Genomic DNA, 25,414 nt, shown 5'->3' with positions numbered 1-25,414 from the left:
CCGCCTTGAGTGAAAAGACTCAAGGCGTAAGCGTTTACAACGAATAATAAAACCCGAGCCAGCCTCTAAGCTCATCATCAAAGCTGTCGCCTTCTACTCTGACTAGGCCAAAATCAAGCTTCACATCATTGAGGCCTGCAGGGCCTAAGCCAAAACTAAAGGGGCCTTGCCATTTCACACCATAGCTTTGCCCGTATACCTGTTGGTCAATCTGATGCTGTTGATAGTACAACCATGGCATGCCTTCTGCCCAGCTAATACCTCCACCATAACCTTGATAGCGTTTGCCAATAGCGCTGTAAAAGGGCAGTTCAGGTGCAAAAACAAAGTCACTGCGAATATTTTTTGATAACAACGAAGAGCTAAAACCACCTAATCGCAACTCACTATCATCTCTATATTGCTGGCTATAATTAGCATACATAGGGATTGCCAGCGCTTTACCAAATAGCTGCGCAGCAACATCATAGCCCTGCCAATTCTGCGTGTCGCTATCGCCACTATACCAACGCGCATCAATCGCTTGGCCAATGGCATAATCTTGTCTGTCATAGCTCCAAGATTGCTTCAAGCCGACTCTAAGCCACTGTGAACTCTGCTCTTGCTTGATATTTGCATCATCTATCTCTGAGTAGTTATAAGCCAGTTCTGGCTGTACTTTAAACTCTCCAAAGCTCAGTGGCAAGCTGGCAGCAATATAGCCGCCTTGCACTGACTGATCAGCCAACAGGCCATGCTGATATTGCTTGCTAGCATTCAAATCATAAGAAAATAACTGGCTGTCAAACTTGATTGCAAGCGCACTGTAACGTGCTTGGGCATAAATGCCTTGCAGTGCAGTGTCATGTAAATCAACACTGTAGCCCAGCTGCCAATCTAATTGCTTGAGTAAATCGCTGCCTTTAATACTCGCTGAAAATAATGCCGCAGAGGCTGAATGATATTGTTCACCTAACGCAAAAGTGGCTTTTTGCTGCCAAATATCGTAGTGCGTTTGCTCACCAATGGGTTGTTGATATACTTGAGCTTTTGGCAAGGTGTGCTCATTCACAAGCAACAAAGGCGCAATACTGTTAGTTGCAAAATCGGTGATTTCTTCTTCGTTATTATTTACCTGTAGCTGCATAATGTCAGGGCCATCACTACTGATTGAAAAATACAGTAAATCCCCGTCAGACAATGCGAGTGGATTAGCAACCGCTTGTTGACCTTGAGTCAGCTTGAACAAACGTTGTGTAGTTAAATCATAACGATAGATATCCGTTGCCTGAGCCAATCCTGCAACAAAATAAAGCTGCTTGCCATCCGCACTCCAACTTGGTTGTGATAAGTATTGATATCCCTTAGGCATTGGTACAGCAATTGATTTTTGTCCATCAATATCTTGTATATACAATTGCCAATTATGATTAAACTCAGTTTTAAGAAAGGCGAGTTGCTGTTGATCGGGGCTAACTACAGGATAATCGTAAACCGTTGCTAGACTTTTTTCGAATAATGGTTCAGCTTGACCGGTTTGTAAATCAACTCGCACTAACTCTGAGTAACCTCCTTTAACCTGTTCTCCATAAAGTGTTTGCCCATTATCTGCAATACTAAAGCGCCGCAGGGCAGCTAAATCAGTTAGTTTGGTAACTTCACCGGTTTGCGTATCCCAGCTAAATATATCTGATATACGCTGATTATCAATATTATCTACGTTGCTGTAGGCTGAAAAATACAACACGTCGTCATTTAGCCATTGTGGGTTTTGAATACCCGCACGGTTGATTTGATTCAAGACTTGCTTTTGCTTACGTTGAAACACCTTGGGTGGTTTATCAGCAACATCTTTAGGATCATCAGCGAGTAGCTCTTGTTGCTCTTGGTTAAACTCTTCTGCAACTTTGAGGTTATCCTCAGTACTGTAGAGTTTTAACTGAGTCTTGCCGTCTTGATCACGCTCCACCACTGCAAGTTGCTCGCTATTTGGTGATAAAGCAGGACCACTAGCATAGTGATCTAACGCCAACCAAAGCTCACTAGTAAGTGACTGTTCACTTCTTTCTTTACTCATTGCTTGATAGGTATACTCAGCAATAAAACGTCGATACAACCTACTCGCGGAGTCACCAAAGACCCCTTCGAATGCGTCATCAAATTCGCGTTGCTTAACCCCTTGCATACGCGTCCAAACAGCATCAAGGGTTTGCTCTGAATAGTTTTTCTCTAGCCAAGCTAAAAATCGGGCGCCCATTAAATACGCCATAGAGCCAGCCATAAAGCCACCATCTGTACTATTCAACTGATCATAGCGGGGCAATGCACCTTGCTGAGCAAATTCGATTAAAATCGCCTCGCTGTAGTTATCAAATAACCGACCACGCCCCGTCATTTTCGATTCAAGTAATGTTGCGTAACCCTCTGCCACCCAGCGAGGCATCTCGCTGTGTTTTATATCGTATAAATCCCAAATATTCCTGAGCTCTTGACGCCATTTACTGCGGGTAGGTTGTGCTAAATGCACTAGATGAATATATTCGTGCAGTACCAGTAATTGCTGCCAACCACTATTATTTGAGATCACTGTATCTGACTGCGGTGGTGTAGTAAAAAGCGCCATCAATGGCTTATTTGAAACCGGTAATGCAAAACCATTAGCGGCATTGAGTGGATCAAACACCACCACATCAACCGCTTCATCTAAAGCACGGTTTTGTTGCTCAAGCACTTTGCTGCGGACGATTTCTAATTCATTGGCCGCAGAGCGTGCCCAATCTGCATTTTCTTGACTGTAATGAACATTAAAGTGTTCGGTATGAATAGTTTGCCATTGCACGGCGGCCTGTGTATGTGTGGCTAATAATAACGAAGTAGCGAGTAACGTTTTTTTCATCATGTTCCCTGATCTCTTATTTTAAACCCATTATTGTCATAACTTAGTCTAAAAAGAGAGCATAAAAATGTAAGAAAACGTGAGTTACCGCTATTACGCTTTATAACCTAATAAAATACCATCCTAAGACTTGAAAGCGGTGAATTACATCCAACTTCGTTGATCAGATTCAGCTTGGCAGAGAATAAAGTCGATAATTTCATCGGCTTGCTCTGCTTTGATATAAGGCATAGTCGCTGTGCCCGCAGCGAGTTGTATAGACAAGCTCTTCAAACCACTTTTTCGCATAAAATAAGTGCTTACTGCGCGCGTGCTTTGCACTTTATATAGTTCAAACACTCGATAATGCACACTTATCATGCCACTGCGAAACACTGCGTAATATCGCCCTTGATATTGATAAAAATAATAACCGTATCGTCGATATGATAAGTACGCCAAGGAACTTAGTAATACAGCACAAAGCAGGCCATATAACGGGCTGTAACCTTGTCCTGCATAGCCCATAAATGCAATTAAAGCGCTCGGTAACAAAGCATAAAAGCATAGATTTTTGATCAGTAACGCTTTTTCGACACCTTTAAAGTTGAGTGCTTTAAAATCATCACTGGTTAAATTAAGCCAAGGATGTACCCACTGACAAACTTGTTTTACTTGCTCAAGTGAAAGCACTGGCATCACTAAGCTTTGTTTGCTCTTTGCGCCCGCGCTAAAGCCGCCGCTGGTTGCTTGCAAGCACTGCACGGTATAACGTTTAAGTAGTCGTGCAATTAGGTTTTGCTTAATCAGCAGCGATTGTACTTTATCAAGACTCACCGACAACTGATGACGCTCTAATAATCCTGCAATGCGTTTAAATTTTCCGGCCTGAAAGTAAAGCTGAAAATTATAAAAGCGGATTAATGACATTAATACCGATAATAAAACGGCAACCAACACAACAAGCACAAGTATTGAAAACACAGCGAGTGCTGCAGCATCAACCAACACGCCCACTTCTTGCTGATAGAATGATTCTAGGCGATTGATCACCGCTTTTTCTAAAAACTCCAGCACAACATTCATAAAAGGCGCAAGCGCTGCTAATGCCAAAATAGCCATATTCGACATCAAGCCAAATTTTGCAACTTCTTTATTGCTCAGCACCAAACATTGTTGTGGTTCGTTGGTATGTGTATCTTCAGGTTGCTGCTTAGCTGCAGTTTGTTGTTGGGTTTCTTTATAAGCCAATACTCGCTCGCGCATTTGCTCTGCATATAGCGATGTAACCCCAGGTAATACAGCCTCTTGGCTAGTGCTGCCAGCGGCATCAAAAATACAGTTAACCAAACCCAGAGGCTTAAAATAAAACGGTTCGGCAATATTAACATTCTGCACTCGCAAAAAGTTCAAGGTTAAACGCTCTTTTTTAAACACCCCTTTATTGAGTAATATTTCATGCTCATCAGTAATGCAAAAGCGAAAATTAATATAGTAAAAAAATGAATAAATTAACAAGCTAATAATCGCTACCGCTAATGCAACTTGCCCCCAAAACCACTTATTTTCAACTTGCGTAACAAACACAACCATAATAGGTAGTAAGTTAAATACACCGTCTTTGACAAATCGGAAAGCAAAATGCACGATAAAATAAACCAGTGACCAAGACGAAACACGCTGCCATTTCAAATTATCCATTTAACGACTCATCAGTAGCTAATACACTATCACCGGCTTGATTGCTGGTATTGTTAGATACTTGTCTTGCTTCAGTGTACTTTTGAATATACTGACGGATATTTTTACAATCATCATGACTTAAGCCACTAATGTTGAGATCGGCGCTCATTCCGCCAGCACTGTACAAACGCAAGCTAGCCAAGCCCAGTTTTCGCTCCAAAGGGCCACGATGTATTTCTGTGTGCTGCACTCGTGAGAAAGGTAAAATCGTCACCTGCTGCCAAATAACGCCTTTGCGATAAGCTATATCATGCTCACGCATAGCAATTCCTTTAAGTCGCATACTGACAACATTATAAGCTAGCGATAAAACTAAAATAATTGGTAAACCAATCAGTAAGCTCGTTTGTGCCAGTGCTGCAAACTCCTGATTAAAAAAGCAAACAGCGCCTAATATTGCAGTTAATGGTAGATAAAACAGCAGCCAGTTAAGCTGAGCGTGCAGCAACGCTTTATCTGCCAGTGGCTTATATACTATTTGTTGATGTTGGGGTAAGACGTCCAGTTGGTGGTTTTCGAACACTTTTTTCCTTAACAAGCCAACGATTTGATACGTTGGCTTTGATTTATAGCAAAGTTGCGGCCCTATATTACACCCAGCGAATGGTCGTCGCTAAGGTATGACTTTCGCCTGGCGCTACAATCGCACTATCATCCATTACATTTGCCGCTTCAAGGCACAACATTGTATGGTATTCATCATCAGCAAAATTAGATAAACGCTTAGACTTATCAATCCACGGGTTCCACAGCACACAAGAGCTGGAGTTTTCACGGCCGACTTCAATAATTCCATCCGGAGTAATAATACGCTGGATAGTTGCGGCTTGGGTATAAACCATATCTGTTTCACGAGCAAAACCAACCAGTCCATCTTGATCAAACGGGCCTTCGCTAAACTCAATATATTTGGAACCTTGCAGCCCATCCACTTGAGTTTCTTCAATAGCAGGGGTTGGAAAATAAGTGTGCAGCGCTTGCGTGAAAGTAATCGTTTGGTTACTTAAATTAGTGGTTGTTAAACGCACTTCAAGCTGATTAGTTAGTATAAATTCAACCTTTAGCTTTGATTTGTGTGGCCAGTAGGTTTCATCAACTTGTGCCATTGGCAAGGTTAAGCTAACTCGAATTTCATCGTCTTGCTCTGCAACTTCATCTGCTCGCCATAAGCTCGTACGTGCTACACCGTGAATTGGCCACTCAGGATTTGGATTGACACCAAACCATGGCCAACAAATAGGAATGCCACCACGTATACTTTTACCTTCTTGGTAATCTTCTTCGCTTGATACCCAAATTAATGGCTTTTTGCCACTTGGCGTGAATTCAGTGAGTTGTGCACCTTGTAGAAAAATTTTAGCGCTACAAAGCTCGCTTGCAACATTGATATATTCTAAACCAGTGTCAGTTTGTTCGATGCTTACAGATGGAGATAACTTCATTATACGTCCCATAAAAATGAAAAACCTATCTCACCTTACCCAATCCCCAACCAATTAGTAAATATTATTTAGTGAGTTTTTATGTCAAATTTACAATTTTTCACTCTGTCATGACTTATAGGTAAGCTCAGCACCAAAAACGTTTAATTAAATAATATGCAAATGAACTAAATTTAATTTCAACTCAAAACAAATAAAAAACAGCCACAGTTCTGTGTAAAGCCAATAATACAGTATAAATCGACCTTATCTATTTGAACTCTATTTATTAGATGTGTAATATTTATTGATTGCGCGAGCGCCTTGACCGTAAACCATCTGCGAATGAGATAAAAATGAAAAAATATGACGAATTATTGGTTTCTTTACGTAAAGTGATCCGCGCGATCGACCTCCATTCTAAGCAGTTAAATAAAATCTCCGGCCTTACCGGTCCGCAGCTATTAATTATGACTGAAGTAGCACAAACTGATGGTATTACAGCCAGTCGCATTGCCCAAAATGTAAACCTGAGTCCTGCAACTGTAACTAATATCTTGGATCGCTTAGAAAACCGCGATTTAGTGATGCGTGTTCGCAGCCAATTAGACAAACGTCGAGTGAGTCTTTACCTCACTGCAAATGGTCAAACGATTCTGCAAGCAGCACCACAACCGTTACAAGAACACTTTATTGAAAAGTTCTCAGCCTTAGACGAGTGGGAACAAAGCCAGCTACTATCATCAATGCAGCGTATTGCTACTATGATGGATGCTCAAAGTATAGATGCAGCTCCTTTATTAGAAGTTGGTGTGCTGACCCGCGCCGCTGAAGGCAAACCCACCGAATAAATAGTTTATAAAATCATATTAAACAAATGATTACCCTAGAACACATGGTTAGTTAACTTGGGTTAAAGGTACAATTAGTCTATTCTATACAGACCTATATCAAGAATAGCGATTTATCATGCTTAAACTATCAAAGTTAGCTTTCGCGACTATGCTAGGCGCAACAAGCAGCGCCTCATATGCTTCAGACATTGATGCTATGCAAGCTCAACTTTCTCAACTCCAACAACAGATGCAGCAACTGCAACAGCAGCTTGCGGCTGAAAAAGCAAAACAAGCTAAAGTTAATCAACAGCTTGAAGAACAGACCAAGACCATCGCAAAGCAAACTCAAGATAATACCGAAACAGCCCTATCCGGAGTTAAATTTGGTGGTGCAATTCGTACTAACTACAGTCACACTTCATATGATGACGGCAATAAAAACCGTGGTGGCGATTTTGATTTTGATATTTTCCGTTTAAATGTTTCTGGCGATATTGGTGGAGTGCTGATCGGCGGAGAGATCCGCTTTTTGATTACATGACCGCAATAAAATCAGCATGGGCAGGCTATCAATTTACTGACGACTGGCAAGTGCAAGTAGGTATCACAAAAGTGCCGTTTGGTAATGATCCTTATAACTCCCATAACTATTTCTTTAGTGCAAACTACTACGTTGGTTTAGAAGACGATCATGATTTAGGCGTGATGTTTAAACGTAAAGTAGCTGATAACTGGCAGCTCGATTTAGGTTTTTTCAAAAATGACGAACTCGGTGGTGTCGATGGTTATGTTGAAGATCGCAGCCATCGCTATTCGTACGATATTGTTGGTAGTCGCACCGTCGACGAGGGTATTTATGCCGAACCGAGCAAAGGGCTTGGTGAGTATAATACCTTTGCCGGCCGCTACGCCTATTACTTTGAACACGGCAAAGGCATGACCACAGAAGTCGGAATATCAGGCTTAGCCGGTGGCTTACATGACGGCCAAGACCGCGCAGGAAGTTACAACGCATGGGCACTGCATGTAAACAGCGTTATCAATAATTGGAATATTCAGCTACAGCATGGCGAATATGACTACAATATCGATGACACTAATCGTATCGCGGTTGGCGCATATGGGTTTTATGACTCTATTGCGACCGATGCAACCACCAGTAGCTTTAATGTCGCTTACAGCGTACCGGTTGAATGGGGTCCAGTAAGCAACCTGCAATTTTATAATGATTACAGCGCGATCTATAACAAGTCTGATGACACTGCCGATACTTGGATGAATGTTACCGGGGTATCCGTCGCGGCTGGCGGCTTGTTCACTTACTTTGATTTAGTTCATGCCCGCAATCAAGCATTTGTAGGTGGCTCTGTTGCCGGTGATAGTAATGAAACCGAGCGTCGCTTTAATATTAATATTGGCTATTACTTTTAATCTTTAAAGTCAGCCTGTAATTAGGGGGTTAGTCTTAAGAGGTTACCCCCTCATAAACTCATCCTTCATAACGCTGTAAGCAATGACTGCAAGCAATTACATTCCCATCAACTCATAATAGGATATAAAAAGAACAGCGGCATCAGGTTGAATCGCAAGCTGAGGCGCTGAACGTGGCAGAGTATAACGTCATCGAGTACAATTAACTGACAATGCTGAGTAAACTAGCAGCATATTGTTTAACGTTGCTTGCCAAGCATTTAGCCGTTTTCAACTTTATCAGGCACAAGTCTATTCATGAATTTAAAAGTAATTTTAGCCACTTATAAAAGTATTGGCTATCAACTATTAGGACTAGCCTTGGTTGGGCTGGGAATTATAGGTATTGTTTTACCTGTGATGCCCACCACTATTTTTTTCATTTTGGCATTAGCGTGCTTTACTCGCTCGTCCCCAAAACTCGCTGCTTGGTTACTCAATCATCCTCGTTATGGCGTAACCTTACGCCATTGGCAAAAGTACAAAGTAGTACCCGTAAAGGCGAAGTGGTTTGCGGGTATTGGTATGTCACTTGGCTTTATTGTATTGCTGCTTTGTGCACCGCCGTGGTGGGTTTTACTGCTGGTAGCCTGCATCGAAATAGCGGTTATGGTTTATTTACTCTCTCGCCCTTCAAAATACCTACCAATGTAAATTTCGTAAATAATGTTGTGATAACTAATGCAAATCATTACCATGTAGATAACATTGCTTAACTACTAAATTATTTATGCCGTTAATAAATAAACGAACTTTATATAGTACCAGTCGTGCGTTGCATATTTATCTATCAACAGCACTGCTGTTTTTGCTTATTTTATTTTCTGTCAGTGGGATTGTACTTAATCATGTTGATTGGCTAGAAGGCGATAAAAGTGATGGGCAACTAACCACATCACTCCCAAGTGCATTACTTGAGCAGGGCCAAGAAAACCTAGCAACCTTACCCATTTTATACCCTGAAATAGAAGCTTACTTAGCCAACCAATATGGCTTAACTAAAGTAAAAAGTATCGACTGGGAAAAAGAAGATGCACTCGTGATGCTCGACTACCCACTGCCTGCAGGTTTTGCCTTCGCAGAACTTAATTTCATCAGTGGCGAACTGAATCTCGAATATCAAACTGGCGGCTTTTTAAGCTTAATTGGCGATTTACATAAAGGCCGTCATAGCGGCGAAGCATGGAGCTGGGTGATTGATATATCAGCCGTGTTAATGATTTTTTTGCTATCACCGGGATGATTATTTTATTTCAAAATAGAAAAAAACGCTTAGTAGGAATATGGCTAACAGTGCTTGGGGTCGCAACACCAGCAGTCATTTATTTATGCTGGGTTCCGCAACTAAAAGGAGTGTCTTAATGCTAAAACTTAATACCTTAATAAGCGCTGTTGTTTTATTTACAGCAGCTTTGTTTCAACCTCATGCGAATGCCGCTGAACTTGAAATAGAACTAACCCTACCTGATCTAGACGTACAACCTTACCATCGACCTTATGTCGCGGTTTGGCTAGAAACCCCAGAGCGTAAGCATGTAACCACGGTTGCCTTATGGGTTGAAAAAGCAGAATGGTTTAAAGACTTACGCCAGTGGTGGCGTAAAGCCGGAAAAAGTGACGCTAACTTTGATGGTGTAACAGGTGCAACAAAGCGCCCAGGTACTTACACCATTAACTGGAATGGCACAGATCTAGATGGCAAAGCCGTAGTTGCAGGCAAGTATTTACTTAATTTAGAAGTCGTTCGCGAAGAAGGTGGCCGTGATTACACCCGTGTAGAACTTGATCTAAATAAAGACGGCAAGATCACCATCGATGGCACCAATGAATTTTCACAAAGCTTCGTCACCATTAAAAGTCAGTAAATGTAGCTGCTAAAACAATTTAAATAAGGAAAGACTATGAAAATCAATTTACTTAAAAGCGCATTTATCGGCGCACTTACTTTCACTGCCCTAGCATCTAGCTATGCCAATGCACATGCTCGCTGGTTAGTGCCTTCGCACACATCTCTTTCAGGCGACAAAGCACATTATGTGATGATCGATGCCAGTATTTCGAATGAAATTTTCGCACCAGATAAAGCATATCGTCCAGCACAAAAAGGCGCGGAATATGATGATAATCTGATTATGGCAATCGGCCCTGATGGCAAACCAGTTAGCGATAAAATTCGTGCATATTATCTGCAACGTAAAAATTCAGCGGCGGTAAAACTAGCTGGGGAAGGTACTTATCATATAACGATGAGCCAAGAACCACGACTAATGACTTTTTATAAAGATGCCAAAGGCGAACGTGGCCGTGTATTTGGCCCTAAAGACAGTAAAGATATCCCAGCTGATGCAACCGATATTAAAACCACAAAATCGATTGCAACGGTAGATACATTTGTAAGCCGCAACGGCACCTCAAAACCTGCGCTACTTGGTCAAGGCTTAGAGATCAGCGGCCCGACTCATCCTAATGATTTATTTGTTGGTGAAGAGGCACGTTTTCAGTTATTAAAAGACGGTAAACCTGCTGCCAACATAGAACTTGCCATCTTAAAAGGTGATACACGTTATCGTAACGAACGTGGCGAAGTTAAAGTAACCACAGATAAAAACGGCTTTTTCACTAACACATGGCAACACCCTGGACTATACCTGATTGAAGCAAGTGTGAGCGAAGGTTCAACTGAAAAAGGTATCGATAGCGTACGTTATTCATTATTTACTACATTAGATGTAGCACCTGAATAAAACCCCTCATTAAAAATAAAGGCCAAGTAACTTAGCTTGGCCTACAACTCTAAATAAACACATAAACAACTTAGCGCCAAAATTTTTCTAAAATTTGAATTTAATTCTTTTATTTTCCCTCTTTTGGGTTCATATTATAAACAATTAACATAACTATAAAATATTTAACGGAAATAAATATTATGAAAAATGGACTTTATACCAACCTAATTCAAACCAGAAATAATCCTCATTTAAATTTAATAGCAAGCACTACAGGCTTAGCTTTACAGTACCACTAAACACAACAAAACCAACAACAAGGAAAGTAATATGAAATGGAGTTTTTTAATCCAGCTAGCTTTGATCCTAACTCTCACAGCCTGTGGCTCAGGAGGTGGTGACTCAGAAAAAAACCAACCAATAAAGTCACTAACAATAAACCCGTTGCCATGATCAGTGCACCAACCGGTGAAATGCGGGTAAATACCGCGCTAACATTTAGCGGTACAAAAAGTAGCGATCCCGACGGCGATTCATTAGTTTATAAATGGCGCTTAACCACTGCAGACGGACAAAATGAGCTCGCTCTTGCTGTTGATAATGAAAGTAAAGTTGAAGTATCACTTGCTGAAGCAAAGAGTTATAAACTAATTCTAGTTGTGAGCGATGGCAAACTTTCGAGCGCCCCAGTTGAAAAATTAATTGAAATTAAAGCCGAGCCAACGCAATTAATTGCTCATGCAGGACTTACTCAAACAGTAAAACAAGGTGATGTGGTTGCATTAAATGGTGCGCTAAGTAGCACATCTAACGGTGTAATAAATAAATACTTATGGCAGTTTACGGCAAAGCCTCTTACCAGCAATGCAATCATAGAAAATAATAATAGCGTTACCAGCAAATTCATTGCAGATAAAACAGGTGCTTACGCAATAAAGCTAACCATTACTAATTCACTGGGCGAAACAGCAAGCAACGAGGTAATGATAAAAAGTGAGTCTTTATACGAAAATTCAGCTCCTCAAGCGGTTATTAAAGTACAAAATAAAACCGTCGCTCCTCGCAGCATAGTCACATTAGATGGCAAGCAAAGCAGTGACCCTGATCAAGGTGATACACTAAGTTATCTGTGGACTATTACCGCACAACCTGCCGATAGCAACCCGACACTCACTGATAACTTAAGCAATACCGCAGGCTTCTCTTCTTTAGACCTCGGTGAGTACACGCTCTCACTAACAGTTAAAGATCAATATGGTGAAACTGATACCGCCACAGTTACTTTAACTGTAGAGATAGCAAATCAAGCTCCTATTGCACAACTTGTAGCTGAGAGAAACATTAACTTAGCTGAAACTATTACTCTGCAATGCGAACAATGCAACGATCCTGAAGGGCAACCCTTGAGCTACCTTTGGCAGATAAAAAGCAGACCTGAGAATAGTATAGCGCAGCTAATCCAAGATACGACAGCAACCCCTTCTATCAGTGCTGATATTGAAGGTGATTATGTGATCACATTAATCGTATCAGACGGACAGCTTAATTCTGAGCAAGCAACAAGCGTTCTTCACGCTCAAGCCAATGCAAAACCAACAGCGATTATTGCTGATGTAGCACCTATTTTAGTCGATGAAGAAATTCAACTTGATGGCTCACAAAGCACAGATCCTGAAGGCAAAGAGCTTACCTACCAGTGGGAAATTTTATCGCCATTAGGACGTGCTACGCTTTCTAACACAGACGTTGCTAAACCTTACTTTAAAGCATCAAGTGCAGGAAGTTTTGTTATTTCGTTACGTACCAATGATGGTAATAAAGACTCCGATACGCAAACAATCACTATCATAGTTAGAGACAATGCAAAGCCAGTCATTATTTCTAAAGGCGAACAATTACGTCAGGCTTTTGTTGGTAATATAGTAACATTTGATGTTAGCCAAAGTTACGACCCTGAAGAGACCAATCTTAATTATACTTGGGGGCTTACCAAGCCTAATGAGTCAAATGCAGCACTGGTAAACATAAAAGATGGCGTCGCTGAATTTACCCCTGATATTATAGGTAGCTATAATGTCACTGTTACTGTTACTGATGCTGAGGGCAATGCAGCTGTAATGGAGTTTGCGATCTCTGCTACCGATTCCGCTTTACTAACAGGCATAGTTAAAGGACAAATTACCAACGTAGCTAAAGTTGGTATCAATAACGCTATACTGATGATAAATGGTAAGCAGCATACTACAAATAGCAGCGGCTTCTTTGAGGCAATAGTTAGTGTTGAACAGGGCGCAACTGTTAGTATTTCTACAGCAGATGAAAGACTGGCAACTAGCGAGTATAGTTCAGCAGCGATAACACAAAATGATTTTATCATTAATATTAATCAAACAAGCCTACCGGTTTTTCAAGATGTAGAAGTCTCTGTATTCGTCTGTCCTGATTTTACTGGACCCGACACCGTAAATCTGCGCTTTAAAATGATCGATACTATTTTAACGTCGAATAGTTTTCAGGCTCAGTATGATGAAACCAAGCCTTTGATATTACAAAAAAGTAATAACACATATCTAGATAGCACACTAAATATTGCACTCCCTGTAACTGCAACATATGAAATAACCGTGGTTGAAGACAATGTGCGCAATACATCTTATTCAAGTACTGCTATTTACTACTCTCAGTCGCCCCCAAACTTAGCGATAATCACCATTTGTAATAATTAGAAAAAACTAAGCCACTTCACGCGTGTTGAAGTGGCTTAGCGTACCTTCCAGATCCAATCTAAAGAATATTAAGAACAACCCTAAATTTGGTATTTTTGACCACTTATTCGCTATACTTATCTGATAATAAAAATAAAAACCAATAAAAACAAATCATTAAATTTTGGCTTTGTTTTTGCTATAAATTAGCAAATCGTAAAATATAATTAACAATGAGAAAATAAATAATGATCAACAAACCTCTTTCTTTGCTAGCCAAAGCCCTTCCTATTGCCACTAGCCTATTGTTTCTCAGTGGCTGTATTGTGCATGTTTCAACCTCGTCAGCCAATATACAACAACAGCAGCAACGCTCAATATCAGCGTCACAATTACAGCAACTAAGTATTAATGCTGAGGCGGGTTCACTTAAAGTGATCGGCTCAACCACAGCAACTAACATCAGCGTAGATGCCACTATTTATACAGCAAAAAGTGATGACCCTTACATACTTACTCTGGAACAAAAAGGCGATAAAGCCGTACTTATAGCAAAAAATTATAGTTCATCAGGAATAGTGGTATATCAAGGTAATTCACCCAGTATTGATTTAGTTATTACTGTGCCAAGCTCATTTAACCTTGAGATTGACGATGACTCTGGCGATATAGATATTGCTGGTGTACTAGGTAATATCATTATAGATGACGACTCAGGGAGCATTCGTATTGATCAAGGTCATCACGTCACAATTGACGATGATTCAGGGGATATCGATCTGCAAAATATTACTGGTAATGTAGAGATCAGTGATGACTCTGGCAGTATTACTGCACGTAACGTTGCTGGCAATATGACTATTGAAGATGATTCGGGTGATATAACCCTTACTAATATCACTGGCAGCGTAGATATTGACGATAACTCTGGCAGCATCAATGCCAAAACTCTAGGCAGTTACATCACCATTGAAGATGAATCGGGTGATATTTATGTTGAACATGTAAATGGCCTAGTCACCATTGAGGATGGCTCAGGCAGTATTCGTGTTAACGACAGTAAAGGTCTCACCATCATTGACGCTGGCTCTGGTGATTTGAGCATCGATAATATCAACGGCCCAGTAAAACTTAACTAACTCTTGATGTAAAACGGCCAAGTAATTGGCCGTTTTTTACTGTCTAATTTTGTGTTGTCGGTCGTGTGATCACAACAACTGCTATGTTTTGCTAATCGCAAATACCCTCAGCGTCTTATCGCAATGCTTGATGAGCGTAAATGTGTCGTCGCTAGTTTCCCTACCTGCGGTATTTTGCATTAAAAACATCAACAAGTAATAGTAAGCACTGTTTACTACGCATAAAGCTCCTTTTAGTGCCATACAACACACCATTAAAATTCTTTAAAAAAGAATGTTAATGCCTATTTTTACTAATTTTCGTTCTTTTAACCTGAGTATATTATTAATCAAGCATCAATAGTGACACTCGAAATTAAGTGATCATCTATTGTTAGGGCTATAACTTATGTATTCAATTAATCGAATCAACGTGACTCTGCTTGGTCACCTTTAAGGAGCAAAACATGGCTAAAATACTCAACCCAACTGAACATGATATTGGTGGCTTAAACGTAAAGCGCGTACTGCCTAATTTTGATAAAAAAATGGTGGGACCATTTATCTTTTTTGATCACATGGGACCAAACGATTTTCCTGTTGGCCAAGGGATCAATGTTCGCCCTCACCCGCACATAGGCTTATCAACACTCACTTATTTATTTCGCGGCAGCATTTTACATCGCGACTCGCTAGGTAATAATTTAGAAATCCACCCAGGCGATGTGAACTGGATGACGGCAGGTAAAGGCATTGTTCACTCAGAACGAGAAAGCTTTGAAGTGCGCGCTAACCCGCATCATATTGACGGCTTACAATGCTGGATTGCGCTACCAGAAAATATGACTGAGATTGAGCCTTCATTCACCCATATAAAAAAACAGCAACTACCACACATAATTCATGAAGGTATCATGATGCGCTTAATTGTTGGTGAAGCTTACGGATTAAGCTCCCCAGTTAAAACCTACTCCCCCATGTTTTATATTGATGTGGTTGGCAGCGCCAATAGTCAAATTAAGTCGCCTAACCCACAGCAAGAAACCGCGTTATATGTTATTTATGGAAGCGTTACCGTGGGTCAACAGGATTATCAAGCAGGTGATTTTATCCTACTTGATAACCTCGATACTGATATTCACTTTGCCAGTGATGCACGCTTTATTTTACTCGGTGGCGATAAATTTGAAAAAGTCCCATACTTGCATTGGAACTTTGTTGCTTATAGCAAAGAACGCTTAGAGCAGGCAAAACAAGACTGGCAAACTCAACGTTTCCCAAAAATCCCTGGTGACGATAAAGAATTTATTCCGCTATAGTAAACAGTATTTTAAGGCATAATAAGTTAGCCAGTATTAGCAAAGGACAACTATGTTAGAGATCGCATTAATTTATTTAGCCGCAGCCATTGTTGCGGTGCCTATCGCAAAACGCCTTGGGTTAGGCTCCGTGCTCGGCTATTTGCTGGCAGGTATTTTAATTGGCCCGTATTTGCTGGGGTTAGTGGGCGATCAAACGTCTGTTATGCATTTTGCTGAATTTGGTGTAGTAATGATGCTGTTTTTAGTCGGCCTTGAACTACAACCTGCAAGGCTTTGGAAGTTACGCCACTCTATTTTAGGGCTTGGGGGTTTGCAAGTAACCCTAACAGCCGCGGTAATTTTTGCAATTTGTTATTGGTTTATGGCCATGCATTGGCAAACAGCACTAGCAATTGGTTTAATGCTCGCGCTTTCTTCAACAGCAATTGTGCTACAAAGCCTGGAAGAAAAAGGTTGGCTGAAAAATGAAGCCGGCCAAAATGCGTTTTCGGTACTGCTATTTCAAGATATTGCCGTTATTCCTATTTTAGCATTACTACCATTATTGGCGTTTGAGCCAATGTTAAATGCCACCAGCACGCATAATTCGCTAACTGCCGATTGGCCAGTTTGGGGGCAAGTAACCGCCTCAGTAACAGTGATCGCGGCAATTATTTTAGCTGGTAAGTATATTTCTGCGCCGCTATTTAGGTACATTGCTGAAACCAGAATGCGGGAAATATTCACTGTATTTGCGTTATTTTTAGTGGTAGCGATTGCGCTGATTATGCAAAATGTTGGCTTATCTCCAGCGTTAGGGACTTTTTTAGCTGGTGTGGTACTGGCAGAAAGTGAATTTCGTCATGAGTTAGAGGCCGATATAGAACCCTTTAAAGGACTGTTATTAGGATTGTTTTTTGTCGCTGTCGGTGCCTCTATCGACTTTGCATTGTTATTTAATCAATTTACTTTAGTGGTTACATTGGTTGCAGCTTTAATTGTTGTAAAGGCCGCTGTTTTGTATGCCTTAGCACGAACTTTTAAAATTCATCATACCCAGCAACTGTTATTCACTTTAGCCCTAGCACAAGGTGGTGAGTTTGCTTTTGTGCTCCTGACGATGACTAATACATTGCAAATTTTAACCCCAGAACAAAGCAACTTAACCACCTTAGTCGTGGCCATCTCAATGTTAATAGCCCCTTTACTATTAATGCTTTACGACACATTACAAAAACGTAGCAACACAACAACAAAACCTGAGTTTGATAAACCAGAGCAGATAAGCCCAGCCAAACACGTAATCATTGCTGGGTACGGCCGTTTTGGACAAATTATGGGGCGCTTACTGAGCACCCAAGGGTATGATATTAGTGTCCTTGATCACAGTCCTAGCCAAATTGATCTGCTGCGCCGCTTTGGTAATACGGTGCATTATGGTGATGCAGCACGTAAAGAACTACTCGAAGCCGCTGGAGCTGATACCGCACAATTATTGGTTATTGCTATTGATAATGCCGACAAAACTCTCGAAATAGTTAAACTTGTCCGCAAACACTTTCCGCACTTAAAGATTGTGGCGCGCGCTAAAGATCGTCGCCATGCTTACCAATTACTTAATTTGCACGTTGATGCGTTTAACCGAGAAACCGTTGACTCCGCCATCAACCTTGCCGTTGAAACCCTAGAACTATTAGGAAATTCAAAGGAAGACTCGCAGCGCGCAGGACACTTATTTAGAGAGCACGATCGTGCTTCAGTACTGCAATTAGCAAAACTGTGGGGCGATGATCACAGTTATGGTGTAGCGGTACGCCAACGTACTGAAGATCTAAAACAAGTACTCAATCAAGATAAACGTGCCAGAGAATCACTCAATACCTGTGACCAAGGTGACTGCGAGGACAACCATAAAGATGCTTAAAATAACTTTAGAGCAATGGCGTATGTTTAGGGCTGTGGTTGAACATGGCGGTTTTAATCAAGCATCACTAAAAATTTATAAAAGCCAATCAAGTATTCACAATGCTGTTGGTAAAATTGAGACCGCTTTAGGTGTTAAGTTATTTACTATTGAAGGACGTAAAACAGTGATCACCGAAGCTGGTGAGATGATGATGCGCCGCGCTAATTACCTACTCGATGAAGCCGCCAAAATAGAAGCAATTGGGCAGACTCTCAGTGAGGGGATTGAAAGCAAATTACGCATTGCTGTTGATGAAGTTTTTCCGCAAGCACTGCTTTATAAAGTACTCAACAATACCTCGGCAATGTATCCATTATTACGTATTGAATTATACGAATCAGTACTGACTGGCGCGAATGAATTACTAGAGAACACCAGTGCCGATATTGCAATATCGGGATTCACTGGCAAAGCCGGGTTTAGTGAAGAGTTGTGCAATATCGAGTTTACTGCTGTTGCGCACCCAGATCATGCGTTACATAGCATCACTCGACCTATCACCCTTGAAGATTTAAAATCGCACCGACAAATTGTGGTACGCGATTCTGCCTTACACAATAAACAAGACGGTGGCTGGTTAGGTGCCGACCAGCGCTGGACAGTAAGCCATATGCGGACTTCCATTGATATGATCAGCAACGGCTTAGGCTTTGCTTGGCTACCTAGCACAGCGATTACCAATCAGTTAGCACAAAATCGGCTCAAGCCCCTTAATCTTAGCCACAATAGTAAGCGCAGTGCCATGCTACATTTACTATTTAAAGACGGTGATCGCCTTGGCCTGGCAGCGCGCACATTCATTGGCGAGTTACGATATCAAGTAATGCAGGCTGATCTTGATTGCTAACCAAGGGCTTTCATTCTATTAATTAGAACGAATAGTCCTTTTAAAAGCGATTTTAATCTTCCTTATAAAACTTATACTGCTGCTATTCAAATTAGCGTTTAATCAGGAGTTAAGTTATGCACTACATACGCAAAGCCAGCGAGCGCGGCCAAGTTGATCTTGGTTGGTTACAAAGTCAGCATAGTTTTTCATTTGGCCATTACCATGATCTAAAACACATGGGGGTGTCAGTACTTAGAGTGATCAACGAAGATAAAGTACTTGCAGGCCAAGGCTTTGGCACTCACGGACACCGAGATATGGAAATAATTTCCTATGTCATTTCCGGCGCATTAAAACACCAAGACAGCACTGGTAATGAATACATTGTTCCTGCTGGTGACGTGCAACGGATGAGTGCCGGTAGTGGTATTATGCACAGTGAATATAATGCTTCAAATTCAGCAACAGCGCACTTTTTACAAATTTGGATACAACCCAAATTGCGTGGTATAGCCCCTAGCTATGAGCAAAAAAGTATTCCGCAAACAACTCAGCTTACACCACTTGTTACACCAAATGGCGAACACGGCAGCGTGAGCATCAACCAAGATGCCAGTATCTATCGTTTAAAACTTGATGAGGGTCAATCGCATACATTGCAAACAGCGGATAGAAAAGGTTATTTGCATATTATCTGCGGGCATATAGACGCAAACAAGCAAAATTTTAGTAACGGCGATGCCTTTGCACTAAATCGCAATGAACGGGTAACATTAACAGCCACCAGCAGCTTAGAAGCGCTGTGGTTTGATCTACCAGCATAAAGTAAATAATCAGTAAGTAAAAAAACCAATGACAGTAACAACCCTCTCTATCATCGCATTTGTCGTATTGCTCACCGGCGTGTCAAAATCAGGCTTTGCAGGAGCGCTTGGAGTGTTTAGTGTCCCTTTACTAATGCTAGTGATGCCCCCGTTGCCGCAATCGGTTTGATGCTACCGGTACTTATTGTTGCCGATGTCTTTAGTTTAAAAAGTTACTGGCAACAATGGGATATACAGCAACTTAAACGCTTACTACCGGGTTTATTGGTAGGCGTAGTTATTGCACATGCGTTAATTGGCTGGTTAGATGCGGCGTTTATAAAAACAGCGATTGCTATTTTATGTATAGTGTTTGCTATTCGCAGTTTAGCCTTTAGCAAGTTTACTTTTAGTGCCTTAAATAGCCGTTTAGGTGCCTTCTCTATGGGCGGTTTAGCCGGTATTGCAAGTACCTTAGTACATGCTGGCGGCCCACCTTTAATAATGTATTTCAGTACCATTAAGTTACCACCGAAACGATTTGTCGCAACTGTGGCGATTATTTTTGCGATGATGAATGCCGTCAAGCTTATTGGCTTTATTAGTCTGGGTTTAATCGAAATAAAGTGGGCATTAATTGCACTTGCCAGCTTGCCGATTGCTTTTTGTGGTAATCGTTTAGGGATCTGGTTGCAGGGCAAACTCAATACTTCGCAGTTTCTGAAAATAATGAATATACTACTCTTGTTGCTGGGTATTTGGTTGTTAGTGATGTGATCTGGCTAGTTAAACATTTCGTAGTTAGGTAAACTGATTCAACAAACGCTATTTAAGGCTCTATTTTGTTAAATAACCAACCACTTCGTAAACCCTTCTCTGTACTGGTTGTTATTTATAAAAAAAATAAAGACTGTTTACTGATCCAACGTACCGATGATGCTAACTTTTGGCAATCAGTCACCGGCGGGATTGATGAAGGCGAAACGCCTGTTGTGACAGCTTACCGTGAGCTATTAGAAGAAACAGGGATAGATGCCCGCGCGCTGGGTTTAACAATACGCGATCACCAAAAAACCAATCAATATACCATTAGAGAGTCATGGCGACACCGCTATCAAGCCAATGCGTTAATTAATACTGAGTATGTTTTTAGTATTTGCGTACCCAATGATATCGCCATTACTTTAGATCCGAATGAGCACACCGATTTTATTTGGCTAACGCAACAACAAGCGGCTGACAAAGCCTGGTCGCCGAGTAATCGCGATGAAATCTTGGCGCTATAGTTTATTTAATTGTTATCAATTAGGTTAACTGCTTACTTGTAGCACTTATTGAAACAATAAGCCCATATTGATTGCTTGTGGCAACCACATCATTGCGTCTGAGGTCAACTCATCGCTAGAAACCTCTAGCTGTAATGCTGTTTGCTTAATCGCCATATTAAAGCTACTTCCTTGTATACAAAAACCGAGTAGCAAATACTGCCAATGAGCTAAAGACCAGACTCTAAATCTATAATGTATACGTGTTAAAGCAAGGTAACATGTTTGCTGAATAGGTAAAATCAACTCATCAGGCATTACTTCTAATTTTACTATGCAGGCTTCAATTTGTGAAATGAGCTCTAAAATAGGGTAATCTAATGTTATTACCCGCAAACAAGGCGCCGCTTGAATATCAGTATTATTTACTAAACACGTGAGCATTTGCTGTTCGATAGAAAGCTCGGTTGCCGTTACATTTTTTTCAAGACCTTGGGCTACTAACACCTCAGACTTGGTGCGTTCAAATAAGGCTATTTGAGCAGGTAAATCGACCATAGTTTGTTGAGCAACATCGATTATACCTTGTGGTTTAGTTTGTGCTAAAAATTCGGCAAATTGCTCACCTAAATAATATAGACTCCAACTTTTAGAAGGCACCGTCACAATAAATGCTTTAGCAAATGTGGAAAATAACGAATCTCCCATATACTGCGCCAACAATGAAAACTCACAACGTAAACAATCCACAAGCCTTAGCACATAACCTGCAGCGTAAATATCTACTCGCTGCTGGGCTGAAATTTTATCTGTACTTTTAATTAGCGTATCAAGCATAACGCCATCATGCGCATATGCCTGTAAGAGTTTATCATCCAAATCACCACGAACAATTAATACTGTTTGCAACCAATGTTGCACTTGCCTCAATGAATGTTCACTCATAATTTCTCTTTAGCTAAAACCAGCGGTGTAGAAATACAACCTTGTTGATGGTTATTTTGTACTGGAGCATGAGGAATTTGACCCGCTAATACAGTTTTAGCTTTGTTTAACTCAGCGACTAATTCAGGAAACGCAGGAATATTTGCATCCCATTCCAGTAAAGTCGAGACAGGCCCACATAAAGATTGCGCGAGTTGATACAATTCCCATACAGGTTCAGGAACTGGTTTATCATGGGTATCTATCAAACAATGCCCGCTGAGTGTTGGCCCCGCCAAATGCATTTGCACAATACTTTTAAGCGGTAAGTTTTTTATATATGTCTTTGGGCAAAAACCGTGATTATACGCCGACACATAAACATTATTAACGTCTAGCAGCATAGCACACTGTGTTTGTTCGACCAGCTGCGTAAAAAACTCCGGCTCCGTGAGCGACGAGTTTTGAAACTCTAAATAAGTAGAGGGGTTCTCCAGCACTAATGGCCGCTGTAAAAAGTCTTGTACCTGATTAACCCGGTTAATAACATGCTTTAAGCTTTCCTCAGTAAGCGGCATAGGTAGTAAATCGTGGCTATTTACTCCTGCAAAGCCTGTCCAACATAGATGATCTGATATCCACGCTGGTTTTACAAAATCCGCCAATGCTTTTAACTTTTCTAAATAGTCAAAATCAAGCGCAGAGCTACTGCCTATATTCATAGACACACCATGCATAACAATAGGGAAATCAGCCATCAATTGTTCTAATACATGACGGCCATAGCCATAATTATCGATGTAATTTTCACTAATGATCTCAAACCAATCAACCCCTGTTACTGGTTTTTGCATTAAGTACGGATAATGCTCACTGCGCAACCCCAAACCAAAGCCTAGCGGGTTTATTTGCTCAATAGCAGAAGCAGCAAAAGGCTGCTTCTGTATGTATGATGTCATGTATTCAATCCAATTAAGTTGAAGGCGGAAGCGCTAAGCGAATATCATCTGCAGGTGGCGGCGTAGTTTGCACTCCTTTTGCATTACAATAGGCCTGCCACGCGATACTGTAAACCGCATCACCTTCTTTAAATGGCATTTGCTCTAGAACTTTACCTGTTTCTGGGTCGGTATATGGTTTAGCCGTAGATGCATAGTCTGGTCCATCACCAAATTCAAATAATTGCATCTGGGGTTTTGCTGATGGCTCTTTTGGGAATAGCTGCGAGGCAGAAATCGGCACAGCACAGCCACCTAAATTATTACATTTGTTATTTGCAGGAGCGCTAAATGGACCATCAGCAGGGGCGCTACCACCACAGCTTCCTCCTGGTGTTGTGCTATGCACAAACCCACACCCACCTTGCGCTTTGCAATTGTTCGAACCTTTACAGCTGTGGAACACTGTTGCGGGAGGCAAATTATTTGAATTTTCTTTTGTATAATCCATACCTTGGCATGCATGGTATAAAACATCCTTAGACATATCCGCAATACCCGCAACCAGATCTGGAGCCTGCCCTGTTGTAGCCCAACAAATAGATACTCGATCGCCCGAACCACCCATTGCAGGACCTGGAAACTCAGTCGTTTTACCACCCCAATAGCGATCCAATGCTGTGGTAAGTCCTTTTAAAGTGCCAACCGCTGATTCACTAAAAATTTGATGTGTTTGTGCACGACGTTCAGGGCTAGAAAACAAATTATTCAATGCTTTTTCTACATCAACTACAGCAGGTAAATCTGGGTGCTTATGCTTAGCCTTATCGCCACCTTGCGGGTTAAGCATTGCTACTGTAAATTTACCGCACAAGTTATGCCACGTTTGCCAGGTCATATACACTTGGGCCGCGTTGTTATCACTGTAAGATTGACCCTCTTGGTATTCATATTGAATAATCAAATCAAGTACATCAGCAAAGGTAATAAAATGATCTTTTTTAGTATTTGTAATACGTGCGCATGCAATACCAGATAACGGAAGTGGCTTTTGCCCAGCGCTATCCGCTGGGTAATCTTCTTTCAGGTTATCAGCATTAGGTTGAAACTTAGCAGCGACCTGATGATCATCTGCCTCAATCGGTGTGCTTTTCAATGCTACCGTTTGTTGCTGCAAATACGTTATTACCCAACTCTCTGCCGCCCAGCGGCTGCAGATTTCAGAAACAACACCTTTACCTTCACCTTGATCCGTTATTGCATTGATATTATTAACAATTTCAATTTTTAACTTATCTAGATCATTACTTTCATTGATTGAACCATTAATCCCCGGGTATTGCGGTTTATATTCGGCTGAGTCACGAGTATTAAAGTAATCACGTTGCACGGAATCAGGTTTAGCTGGATTCACCAAAATATCAATTAAGCTACTACCATCCTCATACACAATTTCAAGATAGTCCCAATAACAGCAATACATATGCCCGATAGAACCAAACATAGGTAAATCAACTTCTGTATCTGTTGCTTTAAACCAATCAAAAGGAGCTGTTTCAAAGTATTTAGGGCGAACTCCATCTAAATCTTTATTAATTATTAATTTTTTTGCACTTTCCTCGGTTTCTTCAATCAATAAAAACAGTAAAGCCTGCTCTTTTGTCAATGCAGCTGCATTGACTCGCATATCTTGTAGTGTTTGCCCCTGAAAGTGAGTTGTAAAGTATTCTTTCACTTTAGGGCTAAGTTTTGATAAATCACGGCTGCAGTCTTTAAAATCTAAGATATGCGGGATTTGCGTTGTATCGTCATAACAATGCCAACCAAACTTTTCTGTTTGCAGTGCATTACTGGTAAATGAAGGAGTTAGATTTAGTTTACTGGCGATATTAGAAGCCAACTGTAAATGCAGCATTTCTTCTATAAACACACTATAAACAGCATTAAACGCCTGTTCATTTACGCTCAGTGGCTTGCTGGGTTTTGGCGTTGGAGTAATATCTAATTTTGCTATTCGTTCATTAGGAATAAAGCCTGCTGTTGCCCCTAACCCAGGCCATAAACGCTCGGGATACAAGCCTTCATCCCCACCTATTGCATGCATGCCTTGTATTGAATACAGACCTGTCATATATAACGGGATGGTAAATAACTCAACGTTAATCGCAGCTTGTGCGATGGCTTTTATACACGCAATATCAGCGTCTTTGTAACTTACGGGACGCTCTTTAATTTTTTTGTATTGTTTGATGCTGACTTTAAGATCAAGATCGAGGTTAATCCTTACCGCCTTTTGTGCACTCTGCATTTTCAATTGCTCCATGATGACAGTTATATGCGACCAAGAAACTTGTCGCGTAAGTCAAATGAGTGTAGAAGGTTTCATCAGCGATGCAGTATTACAATACATTACAAAAGTAGATATTTGGCACAGAAGTAAAACTAATACTTTAAAACCAAAGAAAAAGTGACTAAAAAAACATTGATAATAAAACCACTATTTTAAAAGCATTTA

19 protein-coding genes and 2 pseudogenes are annotated in these 25,414 nt (G+C 40.9%); 14 read left to right on the top strand and 7 right to left on the bottom strand.

The genetic code is table 11. From position 1 onward, the window contains the following. Positions 1-34: 34 nt before the first annotated feature. From P4S61_RS08930 to P4S61_RS08915, 4 genes are all read right to left on the bottom strand, one after another. Positions 35-2,875 (bottom strand): TolB family protein, encoded by a 2,841-nt coding sequence (locus P4S61_RS08930; protein WP_337118893.1) that lies wholly within the window; start codon positions 2,873-2,875, stop codon positions 35-37. 144 nt (positions 2,876-3,019) lie between these two features. Continuing rightward, on the bottom strand, positions 3,020-4,555 hold the full coding sequence (locus P4S61_RS08925) for a PH domain-containing protein (protein ID WP_145240215.1): 1,536 nt from the start codon (positions 4,553-4,555) through the stop codon (positions 3,020-3,022). Further along, positions 4,548-5,120 carry a PH domain-containing protein gene (locus tag P4S61_RS08920; protein ID WP_182757871.1) on the bottom strand — a complete coding sequence of 191 codons (573 nt, stop codon included), beginning with the start codon at positions 5,118-5,120 and terminating at the stop codon, positions 4,548-4,550. Before P4S61_RS08920 ends, P4S61_RS08925 begins: the two co-directional genes overlap by 8 nt. Positions 5,121-5,187: 67 nt before the next feature. Further along, complete coding sequence (locus P4S61_RS08915; protein WP_145240211.1) at positions 5,188-6,039, bottom strand: D-hexose-6-phosphate mutarotase; 852 nt, start codon at positions 6,037-6,039, stop codon at positions 5,188-5,190. A 335-nt stretch (positions 6,040-6,374) separates the two neighbouring features. Here P4S61_RS08915 and P4S61_RS08910 point away from each other — a divergent pair, with 335 nt between their 5' ends. The 14 genes and pseudogenes from P4S61_RS08910 to nudB all read left to right on the top strand — a co-directional run bounded on the left by P4S61_RS08910 (position 6,375) and on the right by nudB (position 21,058). Further along, positions 6,375-6,869, top strand: a complete 495-nt coding sequence (locus P4S61_RS08910; RefSeq protein WP_337118156.1) for a MarR family winged helix-turn-helix transcriptional regulator — start codon at positions 6,375-6,377, stop codon at positions 6,867-6,869. A gap of 118 nt (positions 6,870-6,987) precedes the next feature. Next, positions 6,988-8,285: pseudogene (locus P4S61_RS08905) on the top strand (porin). Positions 8,286-8,582: 297 nt separating this feature from the next. Continuing rightward, complete coding sequence (locus tag P4S61_RS08900; protein ID WP_182757870.1) at positions 8,583-8,978, top strand: YbaN family protein; 396 nt, start codon at positions 8,583-8,585, stop codon at positions 8,976-8,978. Positions 8,979-9,054: 76 nt separating this feature from the next. Beyond that, positions 9,055-9,686: pseudogene (locus P4S61_RS08895) on the top strand (PepSY-associated TM helix domain-containing protein). Further along, positions 9,686-10,189, top strand: a complete 504-nt coding sequence (locus P4S61_RS08890) for a DUF2271 domain-containing protein (protein ID WP_337118155.1) — start codon at positions 9,686-9,688, stop codon at positions 10,187-10,189. Before P4S61_RS08895 ends, P4S61_RS08890 begins: the two are co-directional and overlap by 1 nt. Before the next feature lie 36 nt (positions 10,190-10,225). Continuing rightward, positions 10,226-11,068: a DUF4198 domain-containing protein gene (locus P4S61_RS08885; protein ID WP_182717530.1), complete on the top strand. Its 843-nt coding sequence runs from the start codon at positions 10,226-10,228 to the stop codon at positions 11,066-11,068. Positions 11,069-11,499: 431 nt separating this feature from the next. Then, on the top strand, positions 11,500-13,776 hold the full coding sequence (locus tag P4S61_RS08880; protein ID WP_337118154.1) for a PKD domain-containing protein: 2,277 nt from the start codon (positions 11,500-11,502) through the stop codon (positions 13,774-13,776). Between the two features lie 227 nt (positions 13,777-14,003). Continuing rightward, a complete protein-coding gene (locus P4S61_RS08875) occupies positions 14,004-14,894 on the top strand; it encodes a DUF4097 family beta strand repeat-containing protein (RefSeq protein WP_145240195.1) in 891 nt (296 codons plus the stop codon). Positions 14,895-15,340: 446 nt separating this feature from the next. After that, on the top strand, positions 15,341-16,192 hold the full coding sequence (locus tag P4S61_RS08870) for a pirin family protein (RefSeq protein WP_145240193.1): 852 nt from the start codon (positions 15,341-15,343) through the stop codon (positions 16,190-16,192). A gap of 52 nt (positions 16,193-16,244) precedes the next feature. Next, entirely contained in the window at positions 16,245-18,098 is a 1,854-nt protein-coding gene (locus tag P4S61_RS08865) for a monovalent cation:proton antiporter-2 (CPA2) family protein (RefSeq protein WP_145240191.1), read from the top strand. After that, on the top strand, positions 18,091-18,987 hold the full coding sequence (locus P4S61_RS08860) for a LysR family transcriptional regulator (RefSeq protein WP_337118153.1): 897 nt from the start codon (positions 18,091-18,093) through the stop codon (positions 18,985-18,987). Before P4S61_RS08865 ends, P4S61_RS08860 begins: the two co-directional genes overlap by 8 nt. 116 nt (positions 18,988-19,103) lie before the next feature. Beyond that, a complete protein-coding gene (locus tag P4S61_RS08855) occupies positions 19,104-19,793 on the top strand; it encodes a pirin family protein (RefSeq protein WP_182757865.1) in 690 nt (229 codons plus the stop codon). A gap of 168 nt (positions 19,794-19,961) precedes the next feature. Beyond that, complete coding sequence (locus tag P4S61_RS08850; RefSeq protein ID WP_337118152.1) at positions 19,962-20,549, top strand: sulfite exporter TauE/SafE family protein; 588 nt, start codon at positions 19,962-19,964, stop codon at positions 20,547-20,549. 65 nt (positions 20,550-20,614) lie between these two features. Next, on the top strand, positions 20,615-21,058 hold the full coding sequence (gene nudB / locus P4S61_RS08845; RefSeq protein WP_182757863.1) for a dihydroneopterin triphosphate diphosphatase: 444 nt from the start codon (positions 20,615-20,617) through the stop codon (positions 21,056-21,058). 45 nt (positions 21,059-21,103) lie between these two features. Here the strand turns inward: nudB and P4S61_RS08840 are convergent, their stop codons facing one another. From P4S61_RS08840 to P4S61_RS08830, 3 genes are read right to left on the bottom strand one after another with little or no spacing between them, the layout of a single operon-like run. Further along, a complete protein-coding gene (locus P4S61_RS08840) occupies positions 21,104-21,982 on the bottom strand; it encodes an HvfC/BufC N-terminal domain-containing protein (RefSeq protein WP_337118151.1) in 879 nt (292 codons plus the stop codon). Next, entirely contained in the window at positions 21,979-22,920 is a 942-nt protein-coding gene (gene bufB, locus P4S61_RS08835) for an MNIO family bufferin maturase (protein ID WP_337118150.1), read from the bottom strand. The genes P4S61_RS08840 and bufB overlap by 4 nt, the downstream gene beginning before the upstream one ends. 13 nt (positions 22,921-22,933) lie before the next feature. Then, entirely contained in the window at positions 22,934-25,207 is a 2,274-nt protein-coding gene (locus tag P4S61_RS08830) for a ferritin-like protein (protein ID WP_257325195.1), read from the bottom strand. Positions 25,208-25,414: the final 207 nt, after the last annotated feature.

The organism is Pseudoalteromonas sp. B160 (assembly GCF_037162485.1).
GTDB lineage: Bacteria > Pseudomonadota > Gammaproteobacteria > Enterobacterales > Alteromonadaceae > Pseudoalteromonas > Pseudoalteromonas rhizosphaerae.
This window is presented reverse-complemented; position numbering and strand designations above follow the sequence as displayed.

Bases quoted from the DNA above. Each gene is read 5' to 3' on its own strand.
- P4S61_RS08930 (WP_337118893.1), bottom strand. From the start codon at position 2,875: ATGAAAAAAACGTTACTCGCTACTTCGTTATTATTAGCCACACATACA.
- P4S61_RS08925 (WP_145240215.1), bottom strand. From the start codon at position 4,555: ATGGATAATTTGAAATGGCAGCGTGTTTCGTCTTGGTCACTGGTTTAT.
- P4S61_RS08915 (WP_145240211.1), bottom strand. From the start codon at position 6,039: ATGAAGTTATCTCCATCTGTAAGCATCGAACAAACTGACACTGGTTTA.
- P4S61_RS08910 (WP_337118156.1), top strand. From the start codon at position 6,375: ATGAAAAAATATGACGAATTATTGGTTTCTTTACGTAAAGTGATCCGC.
- P4S61_RS08900 (WP_182757870.1), top strand. From the start codon at position 8,583: ATGAATTTAAAAGTAATTTTAGCCACTTATAAAAGTATTGGCTATCAA.
- P4S61_RS08890 (WP_337118155.1), top strand. From the start codon at position 9,686: ATGCTAAAACTTAATACCTTAATAAGCGCTGTTGTTTTATTTACAGCA.
- P4S61_RS08885 (WP_182717530.1), top strand. From the start codon at position 10,226: ATGAAAATCAATTTACTTAAAAGCGCATTTATCGGCGCACTTACTTTC.
- P4S61_RS08880 (WP_337118154.1), top strand. From the start codon at position 11,500: ATGATCAGTGCACCAACCGGTGAAATGCGGGTAAATACCGCGCTAACA.
- P4S61_RS08875 (WP_145240195.1), top strand. From the start codon at position 14,004: ATGATCAACAAACCTCTTTCTTTGCTAGCCAAAGCCCTTCCTATTGCC.
- P4S61_RS08870 (WP_145240193.1), top strand. From the start codon at position 15,341: ATGGCTAAAATACTCAACCCAACTGAACATGATATTGGTGGCTTAAAC.
- P4S61_RS08865 (WP_145240191.1), top strand. From the start codon at position 16,245: ATGTTAGAGATCGCATTAATTTATTTAGCCGCAGCCATTGTTGCGGTG.
- P4S61_RS08860 (WP_337118153.1), top strand. From the start codon at position 18,091: ATGCTTAAAATAACTTTAGAGCAATGGCGTATGTTTAGGGCTGTGGTT.
- P4S61_RS08855 (WP_182757865.1), top strand. From the start codon at position 19,104: ATGCACTACATACGCAAAGCCAGCGAGCGCGGCCAAGTTGATCTTGGT.
- P4S61_RS08850 (WP_337118152.1), top strand. From the start codon at position 19,962: ATGCTACCGGTACTTATTGTTGCCGATGTCTTTAGTTTAAAAAGTTAC.
- P4S61_RS08840 (WP_337118151.1), bottom strand. From the start codon at position 21,982: ATGAGTGAACATTCATTGAGGCAAGTGCAACATTGGTTGCAAACAGTA.
- bufB (WP_337118150.1), bottom strand. From the start codon at position 22,920: ATGACATCATACATACAGAAGCAGCCTTTTGCTGCTTCTGCTATTGAG.
- P4S61_RS08830 (WP_257325195.1), bottom strand. From the start codon at position 25,207: ATGCAGAGTGCACAAAAGGCGGTAAGGATTAACCTCGATCTTGATCTT.